Genomic DNA, 26,932 nt, shown 5'->3' with positions numbered 1-26,932 from the left:
AACATTCATTGATGTTTTGTGTATGATTATATTTTGAATTAAATTCAATCTCTGTCGTAAATATACCAATAAAAGAATCCAACCATCACAGCTCCTCCTACAATATTGCCTAACGTTGAAGGTATCAGGTTGTTAACGATAAACTGATACCAGGTCACAGGAGAACCATAAAAGATAGCAGTCGGGATAAAGAACATATTTGCAATGCTGTGCTCGTATCCGATAGTTACGAATGCCATTACTGGAAACCAGATGCCAATCATTTTGCTGAAAACATCTTTACCCGCATAAGCCATCCACATGGCAAGTGCCACAAACCAGTTGGCTCCAATCCCTTTCAAGAAAACTTTATAGAATGGTGCTGATGTCTTTTTTTCAGCGATGTGGTAAATCGCATCGAGCCAGGGGCCTTTAGCAAACAAATCGGTTTGATAAGTCAGGAAGTAAGCCACAAAGATTGCTCCGACAAAGTTTCCAACATATACCAGAGTCCAGTTTTTCAGCATATCCTGAATTTTCAATTTATTAGATAGGACAGGAGGTATGAAATATGCAGTATTTCCTGTAAATAGGTCAGCTCCTGCAATTGCACAAAGCATAAGTCCGATAGGAAAGGCAGCACCCATAAGGAACTTTTGTAGTCCCGGATTACTGGCTTCAAGCCCGGGTGAGCCACCACTGATAATAACGGCTAAAAGTCCGCCTAATGAAATATATGCACCTGCCAGAAAAGCCAGTGCCAGTGTCTTGTTTACGGGTGTATTAGCCCGCATAACCGCAGCATCATACACGCGGTGTATAATCTCTTTAGATGTATAGTAACCCATTTTTGGTTTTCAGTTTTTAGTTATTGGTTGTAAATCTGGTAGGAGAGTTATTCTCAGGTGGTATATCATTGCACAATTACTGCAAATAAATGGATTTTTGTTATAGACGTGTGCGTACACGTCAAATCCGGAGGATTATACCCTATTTTTTACCCTTCAACCCTGAATATTGTCCTTACCTATTGAATCTTAAATTGTCATTATTGTATGGCTTTTAAGTTATCTAATTATTAAGCCATAGTTTTTTCTTCTGGTTGGCTGATTTCGCAATCAGCCGATTTCCTAATTTACAATTACCTCTTTTACATATTGCTCAAAAATCTCTTTGGCCGCTTTCAGTTGTTCCTGTGAATTCATTTCGACCTCCGGAAGCTGATACTTCCATCCCAGTGCTTCGTATTTGTGCATTCCCAGCTTGTGATAGGGTTGTATCTCAATTTTCTGAACATTGTCCATGTCGTTTAAGAACTTGCCCAGACGATGCAGGTGTTCTGGGTTATCCGTAAATCCTGGAACAAGCACATAACGCGCCCAAACCGGGATATTCTGTTCGTTTAGGTAGCGAGCAAATTCCAACGTGCGTTGGTTGCTGCGACCGGTGATCCTGCGATGCGTATCATCATCTATTTCCTTGATGTCGAGCAATACAAGGTCAGTATATTTCAGCAACTCCTTTACGAAATCATTTAATACGCTGCCATTTGTATCAATGCAGGTATTAAACCCTTCCGCCTTGAGTGCTTTGAACAAAGCAATGAGCTCTTTTGCCTGAATTAACGGTTCTCCTCCCGATACGGTCACGCCTCCCTTTTTGCCAAAGAAAGGACGTTCATTGCGAGCCATTGACATTAGACTTTCTACGTCGTACAGTTTACCTTCACTGGTGCAGTCGATTGTATCAGGGTTGGCACAATAAAGGCATTTGAAGTTACAACCTTGCAGGAAAAATACCAGTCTGACGCCCGGACCGTCAAAGGTTCCCAATGATTCGATAGAGTGGAGTTTGATCATATGAGTAAATTAAAGCAATGAAACAAAGTGAGTGATTCATGCAAAACGCATTTATACACAAAAATGTTGGCTAAAGGCACGAAGCCGATAGCCAACAACTTTTTATTTATGAAAATTACATTGCTTCAAAGAAGGTACGTGAGATCACTTCCAACTGTTGAGCACGTGTCAGGCGAACGAAGTTCACTGCGTAACCTGATACACGGATAGTCAACTGCGGATAGTTCTCAGGGTGCTCCATTGCGTCAACCAGCATTTCACGGTTCAGAACGTTCACGTTGAGGTGGTGAGCGTTTTTAGTGAAGTAACCGTTCATGATTGAAACCAGGTTTTCCTGACGGGTTTCATCGGTCGGACCTAATGATTTTGGCACGATAGAGAAGGTATTTGAAATACCGTCTTGTGAAGTTGCATAATCGATTTTAGCCACAGAACTCAAAGAAGCGATAGCACCGCTGGCATCACGTCCGTGCATTGGGTTAGCTCCCGGAGCGAAAGGAATACCTTTAGCGCGACCGTCAGGAGTAGCACCTGTTTTGCTTCCGTACACCACGTTTGATGTGATGGTTAGGATGGACAAGGTTGGCTCTGCATTTTTATAAATTGGCAATTTAGCCAGCATATCGTTGAAGATAGCAGGAATCTCTTTTGCGAATGTATCTACGCGGTCATCATCGTTACCGTAGCATGGGAATTCACCTTCGATGTTGAAGTCCTGAGAAACACCGTCTTCGTTACGAACTACCGTCACTTTTGCGTATTTGATTGCAGACAATGAGTCAGCAACAATACTCAAACCGGCAGCACCGTAGGCAAGGTTGATTTTAGGATTCGTATCAATCAACGCCATTTGAGCTTTTTCGTAGTAGTATTTGTCGTGCATGTAGTGGATGATATTCATTGAATCATTGTACACGCGCGCTACCTGCTCCATGGTCAGTCTGAAGTTAGTCATGATCTCATCGAAATCAAGTACGTCTGATTTCAATTTAGGAATACCTTTCAATACCTGTTTGCCGGTGATTTCGCAACGACCTTCGTTGATGGCCAAAAGCAGTGTTTTAGCTAAGTTACAACGTGCACCGAAGAACTGGATTTGTTTACCGATTTCCTGGAATGATACACAACATGCGATACCGTAGTCGTCGCTTTTACGGGTTGTCTGCATCAAATCATCGTTTTCGTACTGAACAGAAGAGGTGTCAATTGACACTTTTGAACAGAACAATTTGAAAGGCTCAGGCAATTTGTCAGACCAAAGCACAGTCATATTAGGCTCCGGAGATGCTCCGAGGTTGTAAAGTGTCTGAAGGAAACGGAATGAAGATTTAGTTACTTTGTGACGACCGTCAGCCAAAGAACCACCGATAGACTCAGTAACCCAGGTCGGGTCTCCTGCGAAAATATCGTTGTAAGCATCCATACGCAGGTGGCGAACCATCCGCAGTTTCATTACGAACTGGTCGATCAACTCCTGAGCGTATTCCTCTGTGATGATACCTGCTTTCAGGTCATGCTCGATGTAGATGTCAAGGAAAGAAGAGACGTTACCCAATGACATCGCGGCGCCATCCTGCTCTTTTACAGCAGCCAGGTAACCCATATATACCCACTGAACAGCTTCCTGAGCAGTTTCAGCCGGACGGGTCAGATCAAGGCCATAGATACGACCCATCTCAGTCATATCGCTCAATGCTTTGATTTGAGCAGTCACTTCTTCGCGAAGACGGATACGGTCATCTGTCATCGGACCAAGCAGGTTATTGAGGTCTTGTTTTTTGAAAGCGATAAGTTTGTCGGTTCCGTAAAGAGCCAGACGACGGTAGTCACCGATGATACGACCACGGGCGTAGTTGTCAGGCAGACCGGTCAGGATACCCAATGAACGGAATGTCCTGATTTCAGAAGTGTATGCGTCAAACACCCCTTCATTGTGTGTTTTGGCATATTTGGTGAAGATTTCTTTCACCTGAGGATCAACCTGGATCCCATGTTCGCTGCATGCTTTTTCCACTACGGCAATTCCTCCGTAAGGTTTCATGGCGCGACGCAACAACTCATCGGTCTGCAAGCCTACGATCAACTCTTTGTCTTTGTCGATGTAGCCGGCAGCGTGAGAGGTAATGGTTGAAATGGTTTTGTTGTCAATAGAACGTACACCGTTGTTGTCTCTCTCCTCGCTGATCGCGTCGGTACAGATTTTCCATAAGTCAAGGGTACGTTGGGTCGGTTCACATAAGAAAGATTCATCACCATCGTATGGGGTGATGTTTTTCAATACGAAGTCACGGATATCGATTGCTTCCTGCCAGTTTCCGGGATTAAAAGTAGCCATATAAGAAATTTATATTTGATGGTTTGTGGTAAAGTTTCGGGTAAATTGCAATGTCTGTATTGCAATTTCGATGCAAAGATACAACAGAAAACCACACTAACAAATCCGGTTTTTATCTGAAATGGCTTTTAATCAATGAGTTTGATTTCTAACTGTGTGAAACAGCATCAATTAGCCGCTATCATTTTGCAAATAAAAAATATGCTGCACAACATATTTGTAAGCAGCATATTCATTGGTTGTAGATACCTATGTTAAAATAGTGGGTTGATCTGACGTTTTGAAATCCGGAAAAAATTCTGTATTTGGTTCCTTTGAAATAAAATACGGACTGAAATATTTTTCCCGCTAAGTTAATTTAGACCTAAAATGGATTATTTAATGTAGTTCCAGGGCATGATCAGCCGGGACGTCCTGTCCGTTCCACACTTTAGCAGCTGTCCATGGTGCGGATGGTGCACTCCAGAACTCATCTGTCTCATGTAATCCGAGCGGCAAAAAGATTGTGTTACAGAGGTATAGGCTGCCGGTGTTGATGTAAAAATCAGCCAGAGTCGGTTGACTGCCGCAAAGTCCGATGTTGAGAAAACCCTTATCCGTAAAGGTCTTCGGTGCCGAGAGGGTTTTCTTGATTACAGCGGTCAAAGCACATCTGACCTGTGCCGGAGTGAGGTTTTCCGGTAATTGCTTGCGGAGCGACATATCGGCCAGATGGTGGAAAGCGCCGCCGCGGTAGGTGATTGAACGTCCGATTACGGGAAAACTACCGTCGGCATTGATCAAACGCTCCTGGATGTCGGCGTAACGTTTTGATATCTTGTCGAGTTTGGCTTTGAATCCATTGTAGGATTTGTTTTTTTGACTGACTACGTCCAGGATGTTGTTCAGATAGGGTTGGATAACGTAGCTGTTGTAGAAATCGAGGTTGAAATTCACCCCATCCGAAAACATTCCGTCACCGGTGTACCAGTGTTCCGAAAATTCACGCATGCCGTATTCGATGCGTACCGGGTCATACTCGTATCCGTATTTGCAAAAGAAGGTTTCGATCATTCCGGTAAAGAGAATCCAGTTGCTGTACACCGGGATGGTCGGGCGAGTTGATTTGAGCGCCATTACCACCTGTTGTTTGGTGGTGTCGCTGAGGTTTTCCCACAACCAGGGGCTGCGAACCAGCGCCAGTGCAAAGAACGAGGCATCCACCAGAGGTTGTCCGCCTTTCCATTGCAGGTAATCCTTCGCTTCAGGATTAACAGCATTAGCGATACCTTTCAGCGCCCAGGTACGGTATTGGTTGCGGAGGGCGACCTCTTCCGCCGAACCGCCTTCCAGATTGATCCATGGAGCAATGCCACACAGGGTACGGGCAAAAGCTTCCAGATAGGCCACTTTGGTTCGGTTTTCGGGATTGTCGATTTTCGGAGAAAGAACAATCGGCATATTGGTTTTCAGTTGGTCTTCCGCGATGTTTTTGATGACCGGGCGGGCCACTTTGTCCATATAGATCAGCCAAAGCTGGCGTTCGTTGATGGGTTGTGTCTTTTGCTGTTTGGCGGATATTCCCGTACAGGAAATTATAGCCAGTAGAAAGAGTATTTTCTTCATTTGTATAAAGGTTTGAATCGATTGTGCTTGGTGTTCATATAATATGGTTTGCTTTGATGGTCAAAATGCCTTCCTCACAGTCATTTTGCGTTCCTCAGCATGCTTTTCCCATTCCTCACGGACATTTAGCTCTCCTCATGACCGTTTATGTGTTCCTCAGCATGTTTTGTGTATTCCTTATGCCCATTTGAGCCTTCCTTACGGTCACTCTTGTGTTCCTTAGCATGTTTTGTGTATTCCTTAAGGCCATTTAAGCCTTCCTTATGGTCACTATTGTGTTCCTTAGCATGTTTTAGGGTTTCCTTAATGCCTTTTACGTCTTCCTTACGACCACTCTTATATCGCTTCGCATGATTGTGGGGTACTTCAAGCTCTTTATGGGCAAAGTTAGCGAAGAAAAAGCATTTTCCTGAATAAAAAAAGCACCATCCGGGGGAGTAATCCTTACCGAATGGTGCCAGAGATGGAGTGTGTGTTATTTAAGCGGTGTGATTACGAATCCGTAGTTGTAAGCTTTGCCTTTGAGCAAATACTGTTCGTGCGGATAAGCGCCCCAACTGTTGTCACCACCCACGCCGCGCTGGGCGAGGTCAACGCTGAGTACAACCTCGTTGCGGGGTGTGATGTCATTGATGTGACGGTATTTTTTGCTTAAGCCCGGGTCGAAATCTTCCGGCCAGTTATTCAATGCACTTACGCTGAGAGGCTGTTGGCCTTCGATGCGGATACCTGCGCCGTCGTTGTTGGTCAGAGTGATCCAGCGGATATCGGTTTTGTAACCGTTTTCCTGCGGACGGGTGTAAGGCACATACTGGTCAGCCACTTTGCTGTTGTAAATGCCGATGAATGATGCATTGTTGCGGTCGGCATAGTTCTCCCACGGGCCGCGGCCGTAGAAGGCGAAGTTTTCAAACTGTTTGCCGAGCGACATAATCATACCGAAGCGTGGCATTTCAGGCAATTCATTCGCACCAGCCTGGTAAGATACATTGACGCTTAAAGCACCGTCAGGATTCATCGTGTAGATGACTTTGTAGTCCGAAGCCACATCTTTCAGGTAAAGGTTTGCCGTTACGATGGCTTTGCCGTTTTCCTCTTTAACCTCAATTCCTTTTACAGAAACGTGGTTGCCGGCAGTGCGCCAGATGTTGCATTTGTCCTGCATGCCGTTTCCGAAATCGTTGTCGGTCGGAGCACGCCAGAAGTTCGGTTTCGGATTCTGGTTGAAATACCATTTGTCAGCGGCTTTATAACCACCAATCATTCCCGACCATTTGTTGATCGTTACTTCCACACCCGCAGCACTCAGGGTGACGCGGTCTTTATCATCTTTCACTTTAGCCGCATTTCCGGCAGGAGTGCTTTTTACAAAGTATTTACCTTCGCCGAGTTTGAATTGCTCGCGGGCAACTTCGTGACCTTGCGGAATAACCTCAGACCCATTTCGGGCGAGGGCATAAACATTCAACAGATACTCGACACCGTCTTTGGCAGGCATCTCAGGCATCTCCAGTTGCACCTGTTTTTGAGAATCCGGGTCAAGATTCAGGTCAAATGATCCTTCCTTAATACTTTCGCCGTTTTTCAAAACCTCATATTTGAAAATGTAGTCCTGAAGATTGGTATAATGGAACTCGTTGTCCACTTCGATGATTCCTTTTTCAGGTTGAATGCCTTTGAAGTAGATATCCTGGTAGTACTTCTTAACTTCCATCAGGCCGGGATGAGGAATACGATCTGGAAATACCAGTCCGTTATGGTCAAAGTTTTCATCATTGGTGTAATTCTGGCTTCCCATGTCACCGCCATAAGCCCAGTATTTGCGACCCACTTCGTCGGTGACCTGGAATCCCTGATCTACCCAGTCCCAGATAAATCCGCCCTGCATGTTTTTGCTGCCACGGATGATGTCCCAGTACTCCTTAAAGTTACCGGAGCTGTTGCCCATCGCATGAGCGTATTCACACATGATGAACGGGCGTTTCACCTCCTTGCGGGCTGCATACTCCTTCATGTAACCGATAGAGGGATACATGGGGCAAACGATGTCGGTATTCTCTTTTTCAGCCGCCTGCTCAAACTGCACCAGACGGGTTTTGTCCCGCTCTTTAATCCATTTGTAGGTTTTGAAAAATACATCTCCGTTGCTACACTCATTACCCAACGACCAGAGAATCACAGCCGGAGAGTTTTTGTCTCTTTCTACCAGGCTATAAGTCCGGTCGAAGTGAGCAGCGTCCCACTCCGGGTGGAATGCCATATTTTCATGTCCGTAACCCATGCCGTGGCTTTCGATGTTAGCTTCATCCACCAGGTAAATACCGTATTTTTCGCAGAGTTTCACCCAGTTGATGTTGTTGGGGTAGTGGCTGCAACGAACCGCATTGATGTTGTGTTGCTTCATCATGCGGATATCTTGCATCATGGTTTCGATATCCTGATAGTGTCCGGTCACCGGATTATGCTCGTGGATATTTACCCCGTGCACATAAATGCGTTTGCCGTTGACCAGCAGCTGACCGTCTTTCAGCTCCACTTTGCGGAAACCGACTTTTGTGGAAACGGCTTCGATAAATTTACCGGCATCGTCTTTGAGCGTAAGCACCAGAGAGTAGAGGTTCGGTGTCTCATTGCTCCACAATGCCGGAGCATTGACCGCCTGAGTAAATGTTGTCTGCTTGATACCTTCAGCCGAAGCGTTGATATTCAGGTTTTGATTGAATACAACATTACCTTTTGCATCGAGTAACTGAGCATTTACCAGTCCGTTTTTGGCTGATTTGTTGTAATTGCGCAAGGTAACATCGACGGCCAATGAGCCGTTTTTATAGTTGGCATCCAAATCAGGACGGGCAAAGAAATCGGCGATACGGATATTGTCCGTACTATAGAGGTAAACGTTGCGGTCGATACCCGAAAGGCGCCAGAAGTCCTGGTCTTCGAGATAAGAGCCGTCGCTCCAGCGGTACACTTCTGCAGCGATGATGTTTTTACCGGGTTTTACGTATTTGGTTATGTCAAATTCAGCCGGGCTCTTGGTGTTTTCGGTATAACCGACCTTTTCACCATTTACCCAAACATACATCGCAGCCGTACCTCCTTCGAAATGAACAAAGACGCGGCGACCGTTCCAGCCTGAAGGAAGAGTGAAATCGCGGCGATACGAACCTACAGGGTTGTCGCTGTGGTCGATGTATGGCGGGTTTTTAGGAAACGGATAAGTGATATTGGTGTAAATGGGAATGCCATAGCCCTGCAATTCCCAGTTGGATGGAACCTTGATTTCCTTCCAGTTGACCACGTTGAAATCCGTTTTGTAGAAATCCCTCGGACGCTGATCCGGAGTCGGAGACCACTGGAATTTCCAATTGCCATTTAATGAATAGTACCAGGGAGAACTTTCATATTGGTCAGCAACAGCTGATCGTTCATCTGCGAAAGGCAGGAAGGTAGCCCTTGCCGGTTCGCGGTTAATCTGGAAAACACCGGGGTTTTCCCAGTCATTGGCGACCGCCTTCTCCTGTTTCTTTTCGGCAATAGCCGGAGTAAGCAAAAGCGAGAGAAAGCCAGTCAGTAACCATGTGTGTTTCATGTAATCGGTTTTTGTGTTTTATATGAATATCGATTATAAGACGTTTATAGTGGGGATTTTCCTTAGTTGATTCTTCCTGATTTCAGGTCAGGTGCAACCGAATCTTTCCAGCTCAGCTCCACAGACGTTTCTCCTTTAAAGGTTAAAGGCAGGAAAATGTATCTCGAATTGAAATAGTGGTTGCCATCCCAACGGTCGCCCACATAAAGGTAGCTGGTCGTCTCATTTCCTTCGATAGGAAGTATATAAGTGGATTGCGAATCAAAAGTAGTGGAATTTCCGATATCGGTCAAGTCAGACCATGGGCCACGGATGGATTTGGCATAGGCGTATTTCGCCTGATTGGGAGCCCAGCCGGTACAGCCCGAAGTAATCATGAAGTAATAATCTCCCCGTTTGACCAGTGCCGGAGCTTCACGGTGACCGCCCGGCCAAAGGGTAAGCAGATGTTCTTTCGTGTCCAGATAATCATCGGTGAGTTTGTACACCATCATATCGTAATTTTCGCGGGCAGCAGAGAGGAAATAAGCAGTACCGTCTGTGTCTTTAAAAAGCGTACAGTCGCGTGACATGTTGCCGAAAGGACGGAAGCTTTTCAGATATTTGAAAGGTTTCTCAATATCGTCGGAAACAGCCACCGCGGCGCGGGCATAACTGTAGTCGGAGCTTATTTCGTAGTGCATCCACATGACGAATTTCTTAGTCTTCTCATTATAAATGACCTTCGGGCGCTCAATATTGGCGTTGACCAGCTCCGGATTAGACTGGCGGGTAAGCAGATCGCCACGGAATTCCCAATTAATCAGGTCGGTCGAACGATAACAGGAAACAAGGACCTGATCGTGACGGTTTTCACCAATCCAGTAGTAGTATTTGCCTGCTTTGAGGAATCCGCCTCCGTGCGCGTTGATGATTTTGCCGGAGGTGTCAGTGTAGTTGCCTCCGTTGACGATTGTCTTTTGTGGGTTTTGGGCGATGGCACAGAAGTATATGCCTAAAGAAATGAGAATTGAAAAAAATAATAACCTTAACTTGAGCTGCTTTCTCATTGATTTGACTTTTGACTGGTTAATACCTATTGAAAACCTATTGTGATAACGAGTACTATTCTCTATTTGCAAAAGTATAAGCTAAATAACCAACGTGGGGCGATTATTCGTTCAATAAGGATTGAAAATAATTCTGTCACAAATTGGTGGTAATTCAGATTGTTTTTGCAATGAAAGGTCATATTCTGAACGGTTTAACGCTTTTCGATGAAACATCTGTTACCTGAAATGACCAAATATTACTCATTCGAGGTGAAATATTACACTATCGGAGTGAAATGGAGTTCCAGTTTATCGGTCGATTTCATCTTCAGGTCGAAATGTAATGCCAATATAGGGCGTAAATAAAGAATAAAAAAAGAGGATTTCCTCACGGAAATCCCCTCTCGAAAATATAGTTCTTATGGATTGTACAAAGAATTGTACCTAAAATTTGAATGGAGCTTTAGACAAATAGACGCGGTAGTCTTTGACTACACCGACATTGCTTTTGTCTCCGCGTGGCAGGATGCGGAATCCTTTCACGTTTACATTTTCACCCAAATCAATCACCACCTGGTGCGGATGTTTGGTTTTGCTGCTGGTTGTCTGGGTTTGCCAGATCACAGACTCCTGCAGGTCGAAGATTTTGTCAGCCGAGTTATTTACGGTAGTTACCTCTTCGCTATCGGCATAAAGCACTCTCCAAAGTTGTGATGAAATTGCTTTACCATCTTCTCCAATCAGCTCAAATTCGGCAATCGAAGTTACCGGGTCATTTGCATCCTGAGCGTTGAGCGCTTCGAAGCAGAGGTAGCGACCGTTCTGCATTTGGTCAAAAGTGATGGCTTTCCATCCGTTTCCGGCAGGAAGCGAGCCTGTATTCACCGGTTTCACGCCGGTCAGGTCAAGGTTTTGACCTTTTTTGCGGTGTAGCAGGGATTCATCCTGAGCCGTTTTGTCAAGGATCGGGTGATTAAGACCGGCAATTGTCGTTGCAGATGGTTTATCCACATCCAACACAATGATCTCGTTGACTCCTTTTTTCAACCAGCAGGCAGGAACAAACAAGGTCTGCGTCGGTCCGATTTTCCAGAAACGACCCAGGTTGCGTCCGTTGAGCCAAACCATACCTTTGCCCCATTTGCTCATATCGAAATAGGTGTTGCCGGTTTTGTTAAGGGTAAATGTCGCTTTATACCATGCAGGGCCTTTCGCCGGAGCCGGTTTGTATTTCTTGTTCTGTTGGAACGCGTAATCCACCGGGAAGTTATACACCGACCAGCCTTTCAGTTCGGTTGTGTTATTACCCTCCGAAAGTTCCACCTTTTTGGTAATCCCTTTCCGGTCGATAATCGCCTCGCTGTAGTTGATGCGGCCCATCGCTTCGACGAGGATATCCAGTCTGGCAGGAGATGCTGTAGCCGGTATTTCTACCTCCCGGTCACCCAGGCGCCGGTCAAGTTTACCGACGATCTTACCATTTACGAAAATGGTAGCCCAGTCGTGAACATCGCTGATGGTCAGCTTTCTGATTTTGGCAGACGCCGGGATGGTAGTGCGGTAAAGGATAGAACCCCAGCCCTGGTCAAAGAACTCCATCGGCTGGATATCTTCGCTCTTTTTAGCAACAGGCAGGTTGTCAAACAGACTGGCAGTCTGGATGAATTTAACGGCCGGAATTTCAATCGTTTTTTCAGGATAAGCCGGAACATCAGTCAAAGTTTCTCCTTCCTGAAGGTAGTTTTTCAACAAATCACGAACGGCATAGAATTTATCCGTAGCATGTCCTGATTCGTCAATCGGTGCATTGTAATCGTATGATGAAGTAGTAGGGGCAAATGAAGGAGAATTGGAACCTGCCCAGTGACCGAAGGATGTACCTCCGTGAGCCATGTAAAGGCTGAAGGAGACTTTCTTATCCATCATATCTTTGAGGCTTCCGATGAATGAACTGATGGAACGGGTTTCGTGCGGACTGCCCCAGTGGTCAAACCATCCGGTCCAGTATTCGCTGCACATCAAAGGAGCATCAGGATTGAGTTCCTTGAATTTCTTGAATTGGTTGTCGATGTTGGAACCGGCGCCGAAGTTCAGCGTACTGGCTACTCCCGGTACATTGTAACGGTCAAAGTTGGAAGACCAGTCGCAACGGAACAGTTGCACTTTGTCGAATCCGGCAGCACGTATGCCATCGCGGATGATGGACATGTAAGCGGCATCATTGCCCCATACACCGTATTCGTTTTCCACCTGTACCATGATGATCGGGCCACCGTTCTGTATCTGGTATTTAGCCAATTGTTTACCGGCTTCGTTGAGGAAAAGCTTGGTTCTTTCCACGAAATAGCTGTCAGCCAGTGTGCGGACTTTCAGGTCTTTCTTTTTCAGTAACCACCAGGGGAGGCCACCCATTTCCCACTCCGCACAAACGTATGGACCCGGACGAAGGATACAATACATGCCGTTTTTCTGAATCAGACGAACGAATTCAGCTACATCTTTGTCTCCTGAAAAATCGTACACTCCGGGCTGTTGCTCATGATAGTTCCAGAACAAGTAAATACAAATGGTATTCATCCCCATTGCTTTACACATCTGGATACGATGCTCCCAGTAGGGTTTCGGGATACGGCTGTAATGCAATTCACCAGCGCGTAAGATAAAAGGTTTTCCGTTGAGCAGGAACGTATTCTTTCCGGCAACGAAGTCGCCGCCCTGCGTTGGATTGGCCTTTACAAGACCCGGCGCCAGCAGGAGGGCGATCATTAATGATAAAAGAATCTTTTTCATTCAGTTCTCTTTGCGTTTTATTTGTGAAATAATAGTGTGTTTTGTGTTACTTATAGCTCTAATGCGTTTACTTTTTATCAGTGAACCGGACTAACTCGGAGGTTGCCAATAGAAATGCCCCTACACCGAAATTAGCTGTGGAATTTGCATCGACTACCTGTCCCGGAATGGCCTTTTCTCCGATGGGCTGCACATATCCGATTTTGCCGTTTAGCTGCAAAGCCGTGGTTGATAGATATTTCCAAGCTTTCATTGCAGCAGGCAGATATTTCTTTTCTTTCAGGTAACCGTTGTTGATTCCCCAAAGCAGACCGTAGGTAAAGAACGCTGTTCCGCTGGTTTCATAACCCGGAGCATGATTTGGGTCAAGCATGCTGCGTGTCCAGTAGCCCTCTTTTTGCTGGTGTTTGATGATGGCTTTGGCCATATCGCGATAGTGCTGTTCAAACAGGCTCCGGTATTTGTAATCTTTCGGCAAATCCTGCAGCACTTTAGCAAGACCGGCGAAAATCCATCCGTCACCACGCGCCCAAAAGTCTTTCTTGCCGTTTACGCTCTTGTGTTTAGGATAAACGTATTTGGCATCACGGTAAAAAAGTTTGGTTTTAGAGTCATACATGATACTTTTGGCGTATTGAAAGTATTCATGCAGCTTTTTCAGATACAGCGGATTGCCTGTTATTTTGTACATTTTGGTCATCACCGGCATTACCATGTAAAGTCCGTCGGCCCACCACCAGTAATCGTTTTGAGGTGTGCTCATCTCATATTCCATCACCTCGCGTGCACGGGCTATCTTTTGAGAGTCTGGTGTCAGGTTGTACAAATCAGCATAAGTCTGGAAGCATATTTGCCAATCACCGAATAAAACGTATTCAGGTTTTTCTCCATAGGTGTATTTCCATTTTGATTTGTCGTTGGAAGTTGCCCCTTTCCAATTGTTCTGCTCAGCCCATTTTTCCGAATATTTACGGTACGCTTCATTTTTAGTGATATAATACGCTTCCATATTTCCGGTATGGTAAGCTGCATTATCCCAAAACGGATTGCCCGGATCGGTATGTGTATTTTGCCAGTAATCATTTACTTTTTGGATAATGCTGATTAATTCTGATTTCGTCGGTTTCTGTTGCGCAGGCAGATAAGCACTAAAACAAAAAATAAGGAATGCGATAAAACTGGTTTTTTTCATGTTTACTTAGGAAAAAGAATTAGAGGAATCAGCGTACAAAAATAATAACCTATTGACTAAATGTCTCTACACAATTCCGATAGTGCAAAATTATACTATGACAGACAGCATCGGGTGGATAATCCGTTCAATATGGTAGATGTGTTTGCATAATGGTCCGTTGCACTGTTTTTCATTTCCATGGCTGCTGCAAAATTATCAACAATAGCAGTTTTTAAGGTGTCTTATATATGCAATAAGGGTAATAATAATGCCATTTGCGGAATATGCAGTTTGTCAGCCATTTGTTCCTTAAATAAAGAAAAAGGAAAGTGTTGACCTGATATTATATACACAATGACGATTTAGAGACGGAGGGAAATATTGTTAGTGGATAACTTTGCAATGTACAAGAATATATGATTTATGAATTTCTACCTATCCATAAAAAAACGCCTGAGTAAGTCAAATTTCCCATGCCGGGGAGTTGCCCTACTTTCGTTGTTGGCCTTTTGCGATATGAATGCGCAACAAGTCAGCACCTTTAAAATAGATCCGACGGAAAAGTACCAAACCATTGAGCATTTCGGGGCGTCCGATTGCTGGAGCATGCAAGCCGTCGGCTTATGGTCGGAACCAAAAACAAAGCAGATTGCCGACTGGCTGTTTAGCCTCGAAACCGGAAAGAACGGGCAGCCCAAAGGAATTGGCCTTTCGATGTGGCGATTCAATATCGGTGCCGGAAGCACAGAGCAGGGAAACGAAAGCCAGATTGGCTCGCCCTGGATGCGGACAGAATGTTTTCTGCAATCTGACGGTTCTTATAACTGGGAGAAGCAGAAAGGACAGCGCAATTTCCTGAAATTGGCGAAGGAGCGTGGTGTCAATAAGTTTCTCGGATTTTTTAATTCACCTCCTGTCTATTTTACCCAAAACGGACTGGCAACCAATACCGGTAGGGGAGGAACATTCAACCTTAAACCGGATTGCTACGATGATTTTGCCCTTTTTATGTCGAATGTGGCTGAAGGTTTGGAGAAGCACGATGGCATTCATCTCGATTACATTTGTCCGGTGAATGAACCCGACGGACATTGGAACTGGATTGGTCCGAAACAGGAAGGAACACCGGCTACAAACCGTGAAATCGCTCACCTGATAAAAGAGACCAGTAAGCAGTTTGCTTCAAGAGGATTGTCAACTCAGATTCTTTTACCCGAATCATTTGATTATAATTGTATCTTCCGCGTTCATCCGTTAAGTGGGCCGGCAAGAGGAAATCAGGTGCAGACCTTTTTCTCCGGTGACAGCACCGATACCTATCTCGGTAATCTTCCGAATGTTCCCCGTAGATTGGTGGGACATAGCTACTGGACGACGACACCGCTCTCTGATTTGAAAAATATCCGCCGGATGATGAATGATTCCCTACAGAAATATAAAGTCGGATTTTGGGAAACGGAAGTCTGCATTATGGGAAATGATATCGAAATCGGTGGAGGAGGCGGCTATGACCGCACGATGAAAACGGCGCTTTACGTTGCCCGGATTATTCATCATGACCTTGTGTATGCCAATGCTGGCAGTTGGCAGTGGTGGAGGGCTATCGGCGGCGATTACAAGGATGGACTGCTCAGAATGTTTACCGACCGGATGAATGAAGAAGGTGATGTGGTTGATTCCAAGCTGCTTTGGTGTCTGGGAAATTACAGCCGGTTTATTCGTCCGGGAGCAACAAGAATTGGAGTACATGCGTATGATAAAAACGGGCAGGAAGTTGCTGACGGTGCCACTGATCAACAGGGCGTTATGACTTCGGCTTACAAAAACAGTGATGGTACGACCGTTGTCGTGATGATCAATTACGCAAATCATCCTAACAAAGCCAGATTATCGGTCGGTAAAGCAAAAATGGATTGGAAAGCGTATAGAACTTCAGATGTTGCAGGAGAAGATCTCCTTCCGGTCGGACAATTCAAAAACAATCAGAATATAATATTCCCTGCCCGATCAATAACAACATTTGTGTCAGAGTAAAATATACTGATGATAGTCGAAACCTGACAGGTTTTCAAAACCTGTCAGGTTTCGACTATCAGAAATTAATCACCTCTCTGGGCAACACACCAAATTCATTGCGGAAACAGCGGCTAAAATATTTGGGGTCAGAAAAGCCGCTCGCATAGACCACATCAAGGACATCGCCGTTGCGTCTTCCGAGCAGCGATTTGGCATGGTTAAGTTTGACCGAACGGATGAATGCGATGGGAGAGAGCCCGGTAATGGATTTTATTCTCCGGTAGAGGGTTGATTTTGAAGCTCCCAGGTCAAAGGCCAGGTTGCTTAATCCATAGCCGGTATCCGAAATATTATCTTTAATCAGATTTGTTACTTTTTGGAGCATCAGTTTGTCGTTTGACGGAACTACAACCTGACTTTGCGATTGCTTTAGTTTTTCCCGAAACAATTTCGGAGATAACCCATATCTCCTTCTGAAGCTATAGGTGAAATGTTTGGGACAATTGAAACCAACCTTTCCAGCCACTTCTGCAACCTGGAAGGATGTATCTGTCAAAATCATCTGGGCGTAACGCATCCTGAGATAGAGGATGAAATCACAGGGAGAGACTCCTATCAGCGAATGTATTGTCCGGTGCAGGGTCGATTTCGAGATACACATGTCTGAAGTAAACCTGTTCAGGTCAAAGCCATGATCAGACAAATGGTCGGTAATGATTTCCAATGATTTGATCAGGAAATCTTTTTGTTTGAAATAGGCTTTTACGAAAGGTTCACCGGAAATACTTTTCCCGCACTCCACTTCGAAGAACCGAATGACATCATTTGTAATCAGTTTCTTGTAAATTACATCACCTGTTTTTTCCGGAATGGGAAAGGGCGAAAGATTTTTCAAGTAATCCGGGAATGAAATCATGGTATTTTGCATAACACACAAATTGAATTAAACCGATTCGTTGTTTGTTTTCAGTTTCTGGGGCTTATGCAAATGTAGTCAGTGTACGGTCAGAGGATAGATTGTAAATTCATCATTATAGATACGTAAATCGTTCAGGGGGTAAGCAGATGTATATTGGGTTTGTTTTTCAGGTAGATAGAAATAAGAAAGGCTGTCTCTTTTCAATGGGACAGCCTTTCGGTAGATTATATTAAAGAGGAAAATGAACTTATCTTCTCCCTACTAATTCTTCGCATCCTTGATATTCCGGAGGTAATCCGACGGGGTCTGACCATAAACCTCTTTAAAGCATTGACGGAAGTAGGTCGGACTGTTCATTCCCACCATAAACGCCACTTCGGAGATGGTGTATTTACCGGTCAACAACAGACGTTCGGCATTCTGTATTTTGATTTTGCGCACCAGCTCATTGGCCGACATATCGGTCAACGCTTTCACTTTCCGGTAGAGGGTAGAGTGGCTCATATTCATTTTCTCGGCTACAAAGGCTATATTCACCTGCTCTGCTTCCAGATTCTTCTCCACGATATCAGTGAATTTATCCAGAAACTCTTTATCCAGGTTGTTCAGCGATTCGGTGATGATAGCCTGCTTTTGTTTCGGTGCCGAAGCAAAAGAAGCCGCTAATTTTTTTCTGGCTTCGAGCAGGTTGTTGACACGGCTCTGCAGCAGAGCTGCGCTAAAAGGCTTGGTGAGATACGAGTCCGCCCCGGTAGAGTAACCCTCGGTCTTGTCCTGCAACGAATCCTTGGCCGTCAGCAAGATCAACGGAATATGGCTTGTCCGCACATCTTCTTTCAGTATCTTACAGAGCTCCAGACCATCCATGATCGGCATCATGATGTCGCTGATGATAATGTCGGGAGTTCGTTCGAATGCCTGTTCGACACCGGATTTACCGTTTTCAGCTTCAATGATATCAAAATCATCCTCAAAGGCATTGGCGATGTATTCCCGGATTTCGGCGTTATCTTCTACGATAAGCATCAATCCTTTCTGGTTTTCCAACTGATGTTCTATTTGCTCCGGCGTTTTGGTGGCAGCTTCGGTATGAAGCGCTTCCGGATACTCGTTGCGGGTTTTCAGGCGGAACTTAAATGAAGAGCCTTCCCCCGCAACACTTTCGACAGAGATGCTGCCCTGATGGATCTCGGCAAGATTCTTAACCAAAGAGAGCCCGATACCTGAGCCGGAAACATGATGCTCGTTTTTGACCTGATAATAACGGTCGAAAATACGTCCCAAAGCTTCAGCCGCAATTCCCAGACCGGTGTCGCGGACTTCAATTTCGGTAAGCAGATTTTCCGCTTCATATACATTTCGCATAAAGATGGCGATTTCTCCCTGTTTTGTATATTTTAGCGCATTTGAAATCAGATTGTCCAGTATAATGGTAATGATTTCCGGGTCGTAATAGAGCGTTGTCTCTTCCGTTTCGATGGAAACCCGGAATTTGATATTCGAGTTCTGATTTAATCCTTCATATTTCAGTTCGATATCCCGGATGACTGCGCCCAAATCACCTTTGACAACACACAGGTTTCGGTTATAAGTTTCTGTTTTCCGGAATTCCAGAATCTGGTTAATCAGATTCAGCAGACGGGTCGCGCTGCGGTGTATCAACGATATCTTTTTGATATGCGTCTGCGAGAGGGTGTTATCTTCCGATAAATCTTCCAGTGGACCGATAATCAACGTAAGCGGAGTGCGCAGTTCGTGTGCGATGTTGGTGTAGAAACTCAATCGTTCGTCATTGAGTTCCTGTTCCTTCTGGTGATTCTGCTGTTCGAGATAGAGGCTGTTTTCCAGATCCAGTTTGCGTTTGTAGAATCTCACCAGGTATTGGGCCAGCAATACAATCAGTATAAAGTAAATGAATTTGGCCCACCAGGTTAGCCAGAAAGGTGGATTGATAACTATATCCACAGAGGTGATTTTATCGGACCACTCCTGGTTACGAAGGCGGGATTTTACCCGGAACTCATACCTGCCCGGAGGAATATTGCGGAAAGTAACTTTCTTTTCATTTCCCACATTATACCACGTATTTTCCAATCCTTTCAGCATATAGGCATATTCGGTCTGTTCGCTCATGCCATAATCCAGTACGTTAAATGAGATTGTAAAGGTATTCTGGTAGTACTTCAGCTCTATCTTATCGGTAACCGGCAGATTAACTGCGTTTTCCGGTTGGGCAACCCGCTTATCGAAATAGCAAAAATCGGTAATATTAGCCGGAGCGGGCTTTTGATTCAAATGAATTTGAGTGGAATTAAAGTAACAGACCCCACTTTGAGAGCCAAAATAGATCATTCCGTTTTTTGTACGGGTAACCGTGCCGGGAACAAAATTTGCACGGGGGATTCCATCCAGAGAATTGTAGTTGACAAATTTATTTTCCCTGACATTAAACTGGCTGATACCGGTATTGGTACTAAACCAGATTTGGTCGGGTTTTCCCTCGGCAATGGCACAAACATAGCTGTCGGCCATTCCCTCTTTTTCCGTAAAAAGCTTGTAATGGAAATTATTTAAAGAGTTGAATAAGACCAATCCTTCCCACGTACCTACCCACATCCGGTTTCGGGAGTCGCGGAAGAGATGGGTAATGGCGTTGGAACAGAATCCGTTGTTCTTGTTGAAGCTTTGCAATAATTTAAAGTCCGGAGTAAAGATGCTCAGGCCCTGACCGAGGGCTCCTATCCACATACGTCCTTTGGCATCCTGAGAGATACTGATGATTACATTGTCCTGAAGTTGGGAGTTGCTTGATGTATAGTATTTTACATTACCGTTTGAAGGATTGTAAACGTAAAGTCCCAGGTTTGTCCCCACCCAGATGTTTTTATCCTTATCTTCAAACAGGGAACGGATGCTGACGTCGCTTTTTATGGCAGTAATGGGTATAAATCTCCGGGATCCGGAGTCGTATTTGGTTAGAGGACCACTAGCCGAGCCCAGCCAGAGATTGCCTTTGGAGTCTTTGAGGGCAGATATGATAAAATTGTCGGGAAGGTCACCTGTTTCTTTGCCGAAATGATGGGTTTTCGTCCCGTTTTCAAATAAATCGATGCCGCCGCCGTCAGTGCCGACCCACACTTTGCCATCATTATCAACGCATAATCCCGTCGCCACTTTGTTACTCAGATTATTTTTAGCACCGCGCAACGGAGAGTAAGACCAGGTATTAAAAAACCGGTTTTTACTGCTGATAACATTAATGCCTCCTCCGTAAGTTCCTATCCAGATGTTGTTAAATGAATCCTGAAAAATATCTTTTACGGATTGGTGGGAGAGACCGTTTTCATCTTCGGTAACTTCGATGTGGCGAAAAGAGATATCATTCGGATTTAAGGGGGAGTTGAGGTTCAGGATGTTAATTCCGCCCTGGTTTGTGCCAATCCAAAGATTGTCATTGGGCATTTCGCGGATGGAAAGTATCCGGTTGCTGGATAAGGAGTTTGCTTTGCCGGGGATATTCCGGAAAACGGTAAACTTCTCCGTTTGTGGATTAAAGAGAGCCAGACCGTTATTAGTTCCTACCCATACATGATTTCTTTTGTCGATGTAAATGCAGTCGACTTCTGTCCCGGGAAGGGAATTGGGGTCATTGGCTTTGAAGGCATAGTTTTTTACTTTTCGCTCTTTGATGGACAATACGCTCAATCCGTCGAATACATGTCCGATGTAGAGCTTGCCGTGCCCGTCATCGGCAATACACCACACGTGATTGCTTACCAATCCTTTGACAGTCGATTGGTTATAGTGGGTGAAATATTTAGTCTTCTTGTCGAAGTAATCCACCCCGAAGTGATAGGTGCTTAACCACAAATTGCCATCTGAAGCCTGAGCCAGATTGGTGATGTCATTGGTAACAACATTGAAAGGAGAGGGTTGATCGCTGGTGTAATAAGTAAATTCCCCCGTTTTTGTATTGAAGGCGTTCAGTCCGGTGCGTTGGGTGGCAATCCAGACGATATTATCATCCCGGTCGGCCAGCACTTTGTTCAGCTCGTTGCTGTTTATGCTGGTAAGCGGTGTTGTATTTTTCTTATAGACCCTGAAACTCTGTCCATCAAAACGGTTGAGGCCCGATTCGGTTGCAAACCACAGGTAACCGTCCCGATCCTGAGTAATTCCGACGATGTAACTGTTGGATAATCCCTGTTCCATCCCCAGCTTTTTGATGTTAAAGGGCTGGGCAAGTAGTAAGATGGGAGATAATAAAAATAGTAAGAAGGAAAAGGTTTTCATCGGTCAAGGGTTGAATATTGGGCTTTTCTTTATTTGATAATGATTTGTCGTTTGACATTTAACTCTATAACAATCAATTACAGACAATAGATTAAGCGTGTCAGTAAAAAGAACCAATCAAAGTTAACCAATAATTTCCGGATGTGTCATATAGACTGACGGATTGCTGAAAAAGTGATTGTAAAATGACTGTTTTGCAGTTGGTCTGTTAAGCGAAAATGGCTCGTCATGATACGGAATAAAGTATTCCGACTGATCAGAAATATAGTAAAGCCTGCAAAAATGCGACAACCTGCAGATAGTTGCTTTACGATATTAAGTTGATATTTACCCTCCGGATGATATTTATTGCACCGACACGAATAATATTAGCATTGCTTATTATCGCGTAGCTAATATCTTTTGATACTGCAATTTCTCAAACCCAAAAGGCTTGTCTGTAATGTCTAAACCATAGTCCTTGCCTTTATTTGAAAGATCATAATCGGGCGGATCCAGGTACTGTTTCCTGGATTGTTTCCAATTCGAATTTACTCCGGGGATAAGAAAGGGTTATTTACAGGTTTGCTTTAGGTTGATTTTAAGTATTAAGAATTGATACACATTACTTATGCAGTGATGACATAGAGATAAAATAGTCTTTATAAAGACTATTTTATCTCTATGTCATCACTATATAATTACTATTATATGTCTATTATATCTTATACTAAACTTAAAATAGACGTAGAGAGAACAGATATTGAATATAGATGGCCGAACTGCATTTTCTGTACTAATTCTGATGGTGATCTAATCGAATGAATCCTCCGCTTCTTTTATTAGGCTATTGTGAGCTCAATGTTTTGATTAAAGTATATTATGCAACATCGGCGTATATTGTTTGATACATAATGATACTAATAGTGGATAGGGATCAAGGTATATTTGCAAAGTATTATTCGATTACTATTTTTTAGTAAGATGGATAGTTGATTCGAAATACAACTAATTAGTGTGGTTTCTTATGTTTTGATAGATATTAGTTTTGATTTGTTGAGGCTGATTGTCCTGCTTCGGTAGTTACAATCAGTCTCTTTTTATTCTGAAGGTGTAACTTTAATATTGAGGTTTATATCGTTTATAGAGTGCGTATATCATGAAAAGCCCCCTCTTCCTACTACTAACTACAATGCAGATAGGCGTTTCGAACCTCGTATCGAAACATCCTATTTGCAAAATAAAACGTAGATGTTACGAATTTCAATCGTTATTCAACATTTTGGGCGGTCTCATGCACCTGATTGATTGAAGAAATTAATTATTTTGGTATATATTAAAAATTGATGTGATGAATATGATCAAATCTTTTTCATTGTTTTTTATAGTGATGCTCTCTACACAAATTTGTTTTGCTAAAGCAAATCCTGTTGAGATGAAGTTATCGTCTCCCGACAAGCAAATAGAATTACAAATTAAAGTTGGTTCTGAACTAAGCTGGTCTTTAGTTCAATCCGGTGAAACGATAATTACGCCATCAAATATATCTTTGCAGTTGGCTGATGGAAAAGTGTTAGGCAAAGATGCTAAGATCAAGTCGACCAAACGGAATTCGACAAATACAACCATCACTGCAATAAATTACCGAAAAAAAGAAGTCGCAGACAATTATAACCAGATGACCATTACCTTCAAAGGCAATTATGGTTTGATTTTCAGAGCCTACAACGACGGTGTTGCGTATCGTTTCTTTTCTACCAAAAAAGGCGGGATTGTGATTGCCGATGAACAGGCAAACTTCAACTTCAAAGCCAACCACAAAGCATGGATACCTTACGCACGAGACCCTCGTGAAGGCGATAAATTTCAAACGCCTTTTGAAATTATCTATGACCAAACTCCTATTTCTCAATTCTATCCCGATTCGCTTGCTATTCTTCCGCTGCTGGTCGATTTGGGGAATCAAAAGAAGGCCCTGCTGATGGAAACAGACCTGGAAGATTATCCCGGAATGTATCTTGGCCTTAACAAACAAACAAAACAAGGATTTCAGGGCGTTTTTCCAAAATACCCCCTGAATGAAAGAACTGGAGGCTATGAAACCTTGAACTACTGGGTAAGCAAACGGGCAGATTTTATCGCGAAAACGACAAAGTCTCGTGAATTTCCGTGGCGTGTGGTTTTCATTAGCAAAAACGATAAAGAATTGGCCGACAACGACATGGTGCAACGGCTGGCAGCTCCTTCGCGAATTGCGGATGCCTCATGGATTAAGCCAGGAAAGGTAGCATGGGACTGGTGGAACAACTGGAATATCTCGCACGTAGATTTCAGAGCTGGGATTAATACCCCCACTTACAAATATTACATCGATTTTGCTTCGGAGTATGGCGTTGAATACGTGGTTCTTGATGAGGGTTGGTACAAAAAACACGATATTCTGACGTCATCCGAAGAAATCGATCTCAAGGCGATACTCGATTATGCTAAAAGTAAAAATATCGGGATTATTCTTTGGTCGTCTTGGCACGATCTGGATGTTGTGAAGGAAAAAGCTTTTGAAAAATATGCTGCGATGGGCGTAAAGGGCTTTAAAGTGGACTTCTTTGATCGCGACGATCAAAAGTCGATGCGCTCGTGCTATGACATCGCAGAGTTGGCGGCACAGCATAAAATGTTGCTCGACTATCATGGTATGAAACCTTCGGGCATTCAAAAAACATGGCCTAATGTGCTCAATTTCGAAGGTGTGAAAGGATTGGAAAATGTGAAATGGGCGCGCGACAATATGCCTCCTTACGATGTTACGCTTCCGTTTATCCGCATGATGGCGGGCCCGATGGATTATACTCCGGGTGCTATGCGCAATGCGACAAGAGACAATTATCAACCTTCCAACTCAATGCCAATGAGTCAGGGAACCCGGGTGCATCAAATGGCTATGTATGTGGCGTTTGAAGCGCCATTGCAAATGCTGTGCGATAATCCCACCGCTTACCGCAAGGAGGCAGAATGTACACGTTTTATTGTAAAAGTACCAACAGTTACAGATCGCACGGTTATTTTGGATGCGAAAGTATCGGAATATCTTGTAACGGCACGCAGCAAAGGCAACAATTGGTACGTAGGGGCGTTGACCAACTGGGATGCCCGCAAGTTGACTATCGATTTGTCTTTTCTGCCTGAAGGAAACTATAAAGCCGAAATATTCAGTGATGGTATTAATGCCGATCGTGATGCCACCGATTATAAACGGGAAGAAAAGATATTCACCAATAAAGATAAGATAGTAATTAATCTGGCAACAGCTGGCGGTTGGGCCGCCCGATTTGAAAAACAATAAGAGACCACTACCATGAAAAAAAATATTTTAAGTGTTGCACTTTGTTTATTTGCAGTGTTGGCGTCAGCGCAAATAACCTTGCCCAAGGTTTTTGGCGATAGCATGGTTTTGCAGCGCAATATTCGCATTCCTGTTTGGGGGAATGCTGTGCCCGGTTCGCAAATTGTTGCCCAGCTTGGGAATAGTATTGTTAATGTGAAAACCGACAAAACGGGAAAATGGATGGTTCGTTTCCCGAAATTCAAAGCGGGCGGACCCTATACACTAACGATTGCAGAAGCTGGAAAACAGACTAAGATTCAGTACAAAGGAATTTTAATCGGTGATGTGTGGTTGGCTTCAGGCCAATCAAACATGGATTTTCACGTTCAGCAGACTCAGGACGCAAAAAACGAGATAGCAAAAGCGAATTATCCGCAGATACGTTTTATTGTGGTGGCTCAGGATATGAAATTAACGCCTCAAAACGATATTCTTTCGGGTAAATGGAAAGTTTGCAACCCAACCAATGTGAAGGATTTCTCGGCGGTGGCTTACTTTTTTGCACGTAAGATACATATGGATCAAAATGTACCGATCGGAATTGTTCAACCGTCGCGGGGCGGCACTCCGGTAGAAGCATGGACAAGTCGCGAAAAATTACTTTCATCGCCCATCACACGGGCGAGAACACTGAGCAACGATACGCTTACTCCGAACCATTTTGTACAGGATAGTTTGAATTGGGTTCGTATGTGGGATATTGTTTATCACCCACAAAACAACACAGATAAAATTTTCACGTCAACAGATTACGACGATTCTTCCTGGAGGATTGTAGAAATGCCCGGGTCGATTAAGAATTTCGGTATTGGGGCTTATGAAGGAATGGTTTGGATGCGGAAGAAGGTTATCTTGCCCGTGTCCTTTTCAGGGAAAGACCTGATACTGAATATCGGCCACCCCGAAATGAACTATTCGCTCTATTTCAATGGTGTTGAAATCTGTAAAACGGTATGGAATGGCGCCCAAACACATACCTATTCTATTCCGGCCGGTATTGTAAAGAAGGGAGAGAATACAATTGCGGTACGAATAGCTATGATTTGGGGCAATGGTGGGATAACCCCTCCGGCAGAAGATCTGTATCTGGCGGATGGAAAATCTAAAATGTCCTTAGCCGGGAAATGGCTCTATCAAAAAGACGTGGAACCATCATTCCCGATAAGAAACAATTATCAGTATTATCCTACAGTGCTTTACAATTCAATGATTCATCCGCTTATTCCATTTGGAATCAAAGGTTTCCTTTGGTATCAGGGAGAAGCGAACGATTCTGCAGCGTATAATTACAGGAAATTGTTCCCGATGATGATTTCCGATTGGAGAACACGTTGGGGACAAGGTGATCTTCCGTTCTTATTTGTACAGTTGACCAATTATAAGAAAGGGCAAGCTGAACCGATGGAAAGTGAATGGGCAGAATTGCGCGAAGCACAGACCATGACGCTTTCGCAACCCAATACCGGTATGGCTTGCATTATCGATGTGGGCGATGCGGATAATATCCATCCAACCAACAAGCAGGAGGTGGGTCACCGTTTGGCATTGATTGCCGAAAAACAGGTTTACCAGCAAAATGTGATTGCGAGTGGTCCGATGTTTAAAAATTTCAGTATCAATGGAGGGGAAGTTTCCATTCGTTTTTCAAATATAGAAAATGGGTTGAAAACCCGTGATGGAAAGGACGTAACCGGCTTTGCCATTGCTGGAAGTGATAAGCATTTTTATTGGGCAAAAGCAACGATAAAAGGCGATCAGGTGGTGGTTTCTTCTGACAAGGTAACCAATCCGGTGGCCGTGCGCTATGCCTGGGCGGATAATCCTGTGTGCAATTTGGTCAATTCGGAAGGCTTGCCTGCTGTACCTTTCAGAACGGATAGCTGGAAAGGGATTACGCAGAAATAAAAAAGCAGAAATTCTAGTTTGTCCAGCTCGAATATATTCAACTGAAATGTTCTTAACTTTATATCTAAAA

14 protein-coding genes are annotated in these 26,932 nt (G+C 44.0%); 4 read left to right on the top strand and 10 right to left on the bottom strand.

Translation table 11 applies throughout. The features are described 5' to 3' along the window. Positions 1 to 44 precede the first annotated feature (44 nt). The 6 genes from MLE17_RS13430 to MLE17_RS13405 all read right to left on the bottom strand — a co-directional run bounded on the left by MLE17_RS13430 (position 45) and on the right by MLE17_RS13405 (position 10,419). Complete coding sequence (locus MLE17_RS13430; protein ID WP_243349224.1) at positions 45 to 827, bottom strand: formate/nitrite transporter family protein; 783 nt, start codon at positions 825 to 827, stop codon at positions 45 to 47. 282 nt (positions 828 to 1,109) lie between these two features. Beyond that, a complete protein-coding gene (gene pflA, locus MLE17_RS13425) occupies positions 1,110 to 1,838 on the bottom strand; it encodes a pyruvate formate-lyase-activating protein (RefSeq protein ID WP_243349223.1) in 729 nt (242 codons plus the stop codon). A 115-nt stretch (positions 1,839 to 1,953) separates the two neighbouring features. Further along, on the bottom strand, positions 1,954 to 4,173 hold the full coding sequence (gene pflB, locus MLE17_RS13420) for a formate C-acetyltransferase (protein WP_243349222.1): 2,220 nt from the start codon (positions 4,171 to 4,173) through the stop codon (positions 1,954 to 1,956). A 378-nt stretch (positions 4,174 to 4,551) separates the two neighbouring features. Next, entirely contained in the window at positions 4,552 to 5,778 is a 1,227-nt protein-coding gene (locus MLE17_RS13415) for a DUF2264 domain-containing protein (RefSeq protein WP_243349221.1), read from the bottom strand. A gap of 475 nt (positions 5,779 to 6,253) precedes the next feature. Further along, a complete protein-coding gene (locus MLE17_RS13410; RefSeq protein ID WP_243349220.1) occupies positions 6,254 to 9,370 on the bottom strand; it encodes a glycoside hydrolase family 2 TIM barrel-domain containing protein in 3,117 nt (1,038 codons plus the stop codon). A gap of 62 nt (positions 9,371 to 9,432) precedes the next feature. After that, positions 9,433 to 10,419, bottom strand: coding sequence for a family 43 glycosylhydrolase (locus tag MLE17_RS13405; protein WP_243349219.1), 987 nt, complete (start codon positions 10,417 to 10,419; stop codon positions 9,433 to 9,435). A gap of 207 nt (positions 10,420 to 10,626) precedes the next feature. Between MLE17_RS13405 and MLE17_RS13400 the strand changes: the two genes are divergently transcribed. Next, entirely contained in the window at positions 10,627 to 10,767 is a 141-nt protein-coding gene (locus MLE17_RS13400) for a hypothetical protein (RefSeq protein ID WP_243349218.1), read from the top strand. A gap of 78 nt (positions 10,768 to 10,845) precedes the next feature. Here the strand turns inward: MLE17_RS13400 and MLE17_RS13395 are convergent, their stop codons facing one another. Together MLE17_RS13395 and MLE17_RS13390 are read right to left on the bottom strand one after the other, a co-directional pair. Further along, positions 10,846 to 13,191 (bottom strand): beta-galactosidase, encoded by a 2,346-nt coding sequence (locus MLE17_RS13395; protein ID WP_243349217.1) that lies wholly within the window; start codon positions 13,189 to 13,191, stop codon positions 10,846 to 10,848. 67 nt (positions 13,192 to 13,258) lie between these two features. Beyond that, on the bottom strand, positions 13,259 to 14,383 hold the full coding sequence (locus tag MLE17_RS13390; protein WP_243349216.1) for a glycoside hydrolase family 88 protein: 1,125 nt from the start codon (positions 14,381 to 14,383) through the stop codon (positions 13,259 to 13,261). A gap of 498 nt (positions 14,384 to 14,881) precedes the next feature. On the opposite strand from MLE17_RS13390, the gene MLE17_RS13385 reads away from it, so the two are divergent. Beyond that, positions 14,882 to 16,399: a glycoside hydrolase gene (locus MLE17_RS13385; RefSeq protein ID WP_243349266.1), complete on the top strand. Its 1,518-nt coding sequence runs from the start codon at positions 14,882 to 14,884 to the stop codon at positions 16,397 to 16,399. Between the two features lie 58 nt (positions 16,400 to 16,457). Here MLE17_RS13385 and MLE17_RS13380 read toward each other — a convergent pair whose 3' ends face one another. Both MLE17_RS13380 and MLE17_RS13375 read right to left on the bottom strand, forming a co-directional pair. After that, positions 16,458 to 17,309 (bottom strand): helix-turn-helix transcriptional regulator, encoded by an 852-nt coding sequence (locus MLE17_RS13380; protein ID WP_243349215.1) that lies wholly within the window; start codon positions 17,307 to 17,309, stop codon positions 16,458 to 16,460. Positions 17,310 to 17,561: 252 nt separating this feature from the next. After that, a complete protein-coding gene (locus MLE17_RS13375; protein WP_243349214.1) occupies positions 17,562 to 21,593 on the bottom strand; it encodes a hybrid sensor histidine kinase/response regulator transcription factor in 4,032 nt (1,343 codons plus the stop codon). Positions 21,594 to 22,929: 1,336 nt separating this feature from the next. Between MLE17_RS13375 and MLE17_RS13370 the strand changes: the two genes are divergently transcribed. Then, positions 22,930 to 24,915: a glycoside hydrolase family 97 protein gene (locus MLE17_RS13370; protein WP_410795630.1), complete on the top strand. Its 1,986-nt coding sequence runs from the start codon at positions 22,930 to 22,932 to the stop codon at positions 24,913 to 24,915. 12 nt (positions 24,916 to 24,927) lie between these two features. Beyond that, complete coding sequence (locus tag MLE17_RS13365; RefSeq protein WP_243349212.1) at positions 24,928 to 26,862, top strand: sialate O-acetylesterase; 1,935 nt, start codon at positions 24,928 to 24,930, stop codon at positions 26,860 to 26,862. The last annotated feature ends 70 nt before the right edge of the window (positions 26,863 to 26,932 follow it).

Source organism: Parabacteroides sp. FAFU027 (assembly GCF_022808675.1).
Lineage (GTDB): Bacteria > Bacteroidota > Bacteroidia > Bacteroidales > UBA7332 > CAXXIC01.
Note: the sequence above shows the minus strand (reverse complement) of the source record. Positions and strands in the feature narration are given on the sequence as shown.

Excerpts from the sequence above, each read along its gene's own strand:
- MLE17_RS13430 (WP_243349224.1), bottom strand. The coding sequence starts at position 827 with ATGGGTTACTATACATCTAAAGAGATTATACACCGCGTGTATGATGCT.
- pflA (WP_243349223.1), bottom strand. The coding sequence starts at position 1,838 with ATGATCAAACTCCACTCTATCGAATCATTGGGAACCTTTGACGGTCCG.
- pflB (WP_243349222.1), bottom strand. The coding sequence starts at position 4,173 with ATGGCTACTTTTAATCCCGGAAACTGGCAGGAAGCAATCGATATCCGT.
- MLE17_RS13415 (WP_243349221.1), bottom strand. The coding sequence starts at position 5,778 with ATGAAGAAAATACTCTTTCTACTGGCTATAATTTCCTGTACGGGAATA.
- MLE17_RS13410 (WP_243349220.1), bottom strand. The coding sequence starts at position 9,370 with ATGAAACACACATGGTTACTGACTGGCTTTCTCTCGCTTTTGCTTACT.
- MLE17_RS13405 (WP_243349219.1), bottom strand. The coding sequence starts at position 10,419 with ATGAGAAAGCAGCTCAAGTTAAGGTTATTATTTTTTTCAATTCTCATT.
- MLE17_RS13400 (WP_243349218.1), top strand. The coding sequence starts at position 10,627 with ATGAAACATCTGTTACCTGAAATGACCAAATATTACTCATTCGAGGTG.
- MLE17_RS13395 (WP_243349217.1), bottom strand. The coding sequence starts at position 13,191 with ATGAAAAAGATTCTTTTATCATTAATGATCGCCCTCCTGCTGGCGCCG.
- MLE17_RS13390 (WP_243349216.1), bottom strand. The coding sequence starts at position 14,383 with ATGAAAAAAACCAGTTTTATCGCATTCCTTATTTTTTGTTTTAGTGCT.
- MLE17_RS13385 (WP_243349266.1), top strand. The coding sequence starts at position 14,882 with ATGAATGCGCAACAAGTCAGCACCTTTAAAATAGATCCGACGGAAAAG.
- MLE17_RS13380 (WP_243349215.1), bottom strand. The coding sequence starts at position 17,309 with ATGCAAAATACCATGATTTCATTCCCGGATTACTTGAAAAATCTTTCG.
- MLE17_RS13375 (WP_243349214.1), bottom strand. The coding sequence starts at position 21,593 with ATGAAAACCTTTTCCTTCTTACTATTTTTATTATCTCCCATCTTACTA.
- MLE17_RS13370 (WP_410795630.1), top strand. The coding sequence starts at position 22,930 with ATGATCAAATCTTTTTCATTGTTTTTTATAGTGATGCTCTCTACACAA.
- MLE17_RS13365 (WP_243349212.1), top strand. The coding sequence starts at position 24,928 with ATGAAAAAAAATATTTTAAGTGTTGCACTTTGTTTATTTGCAGTGTTG.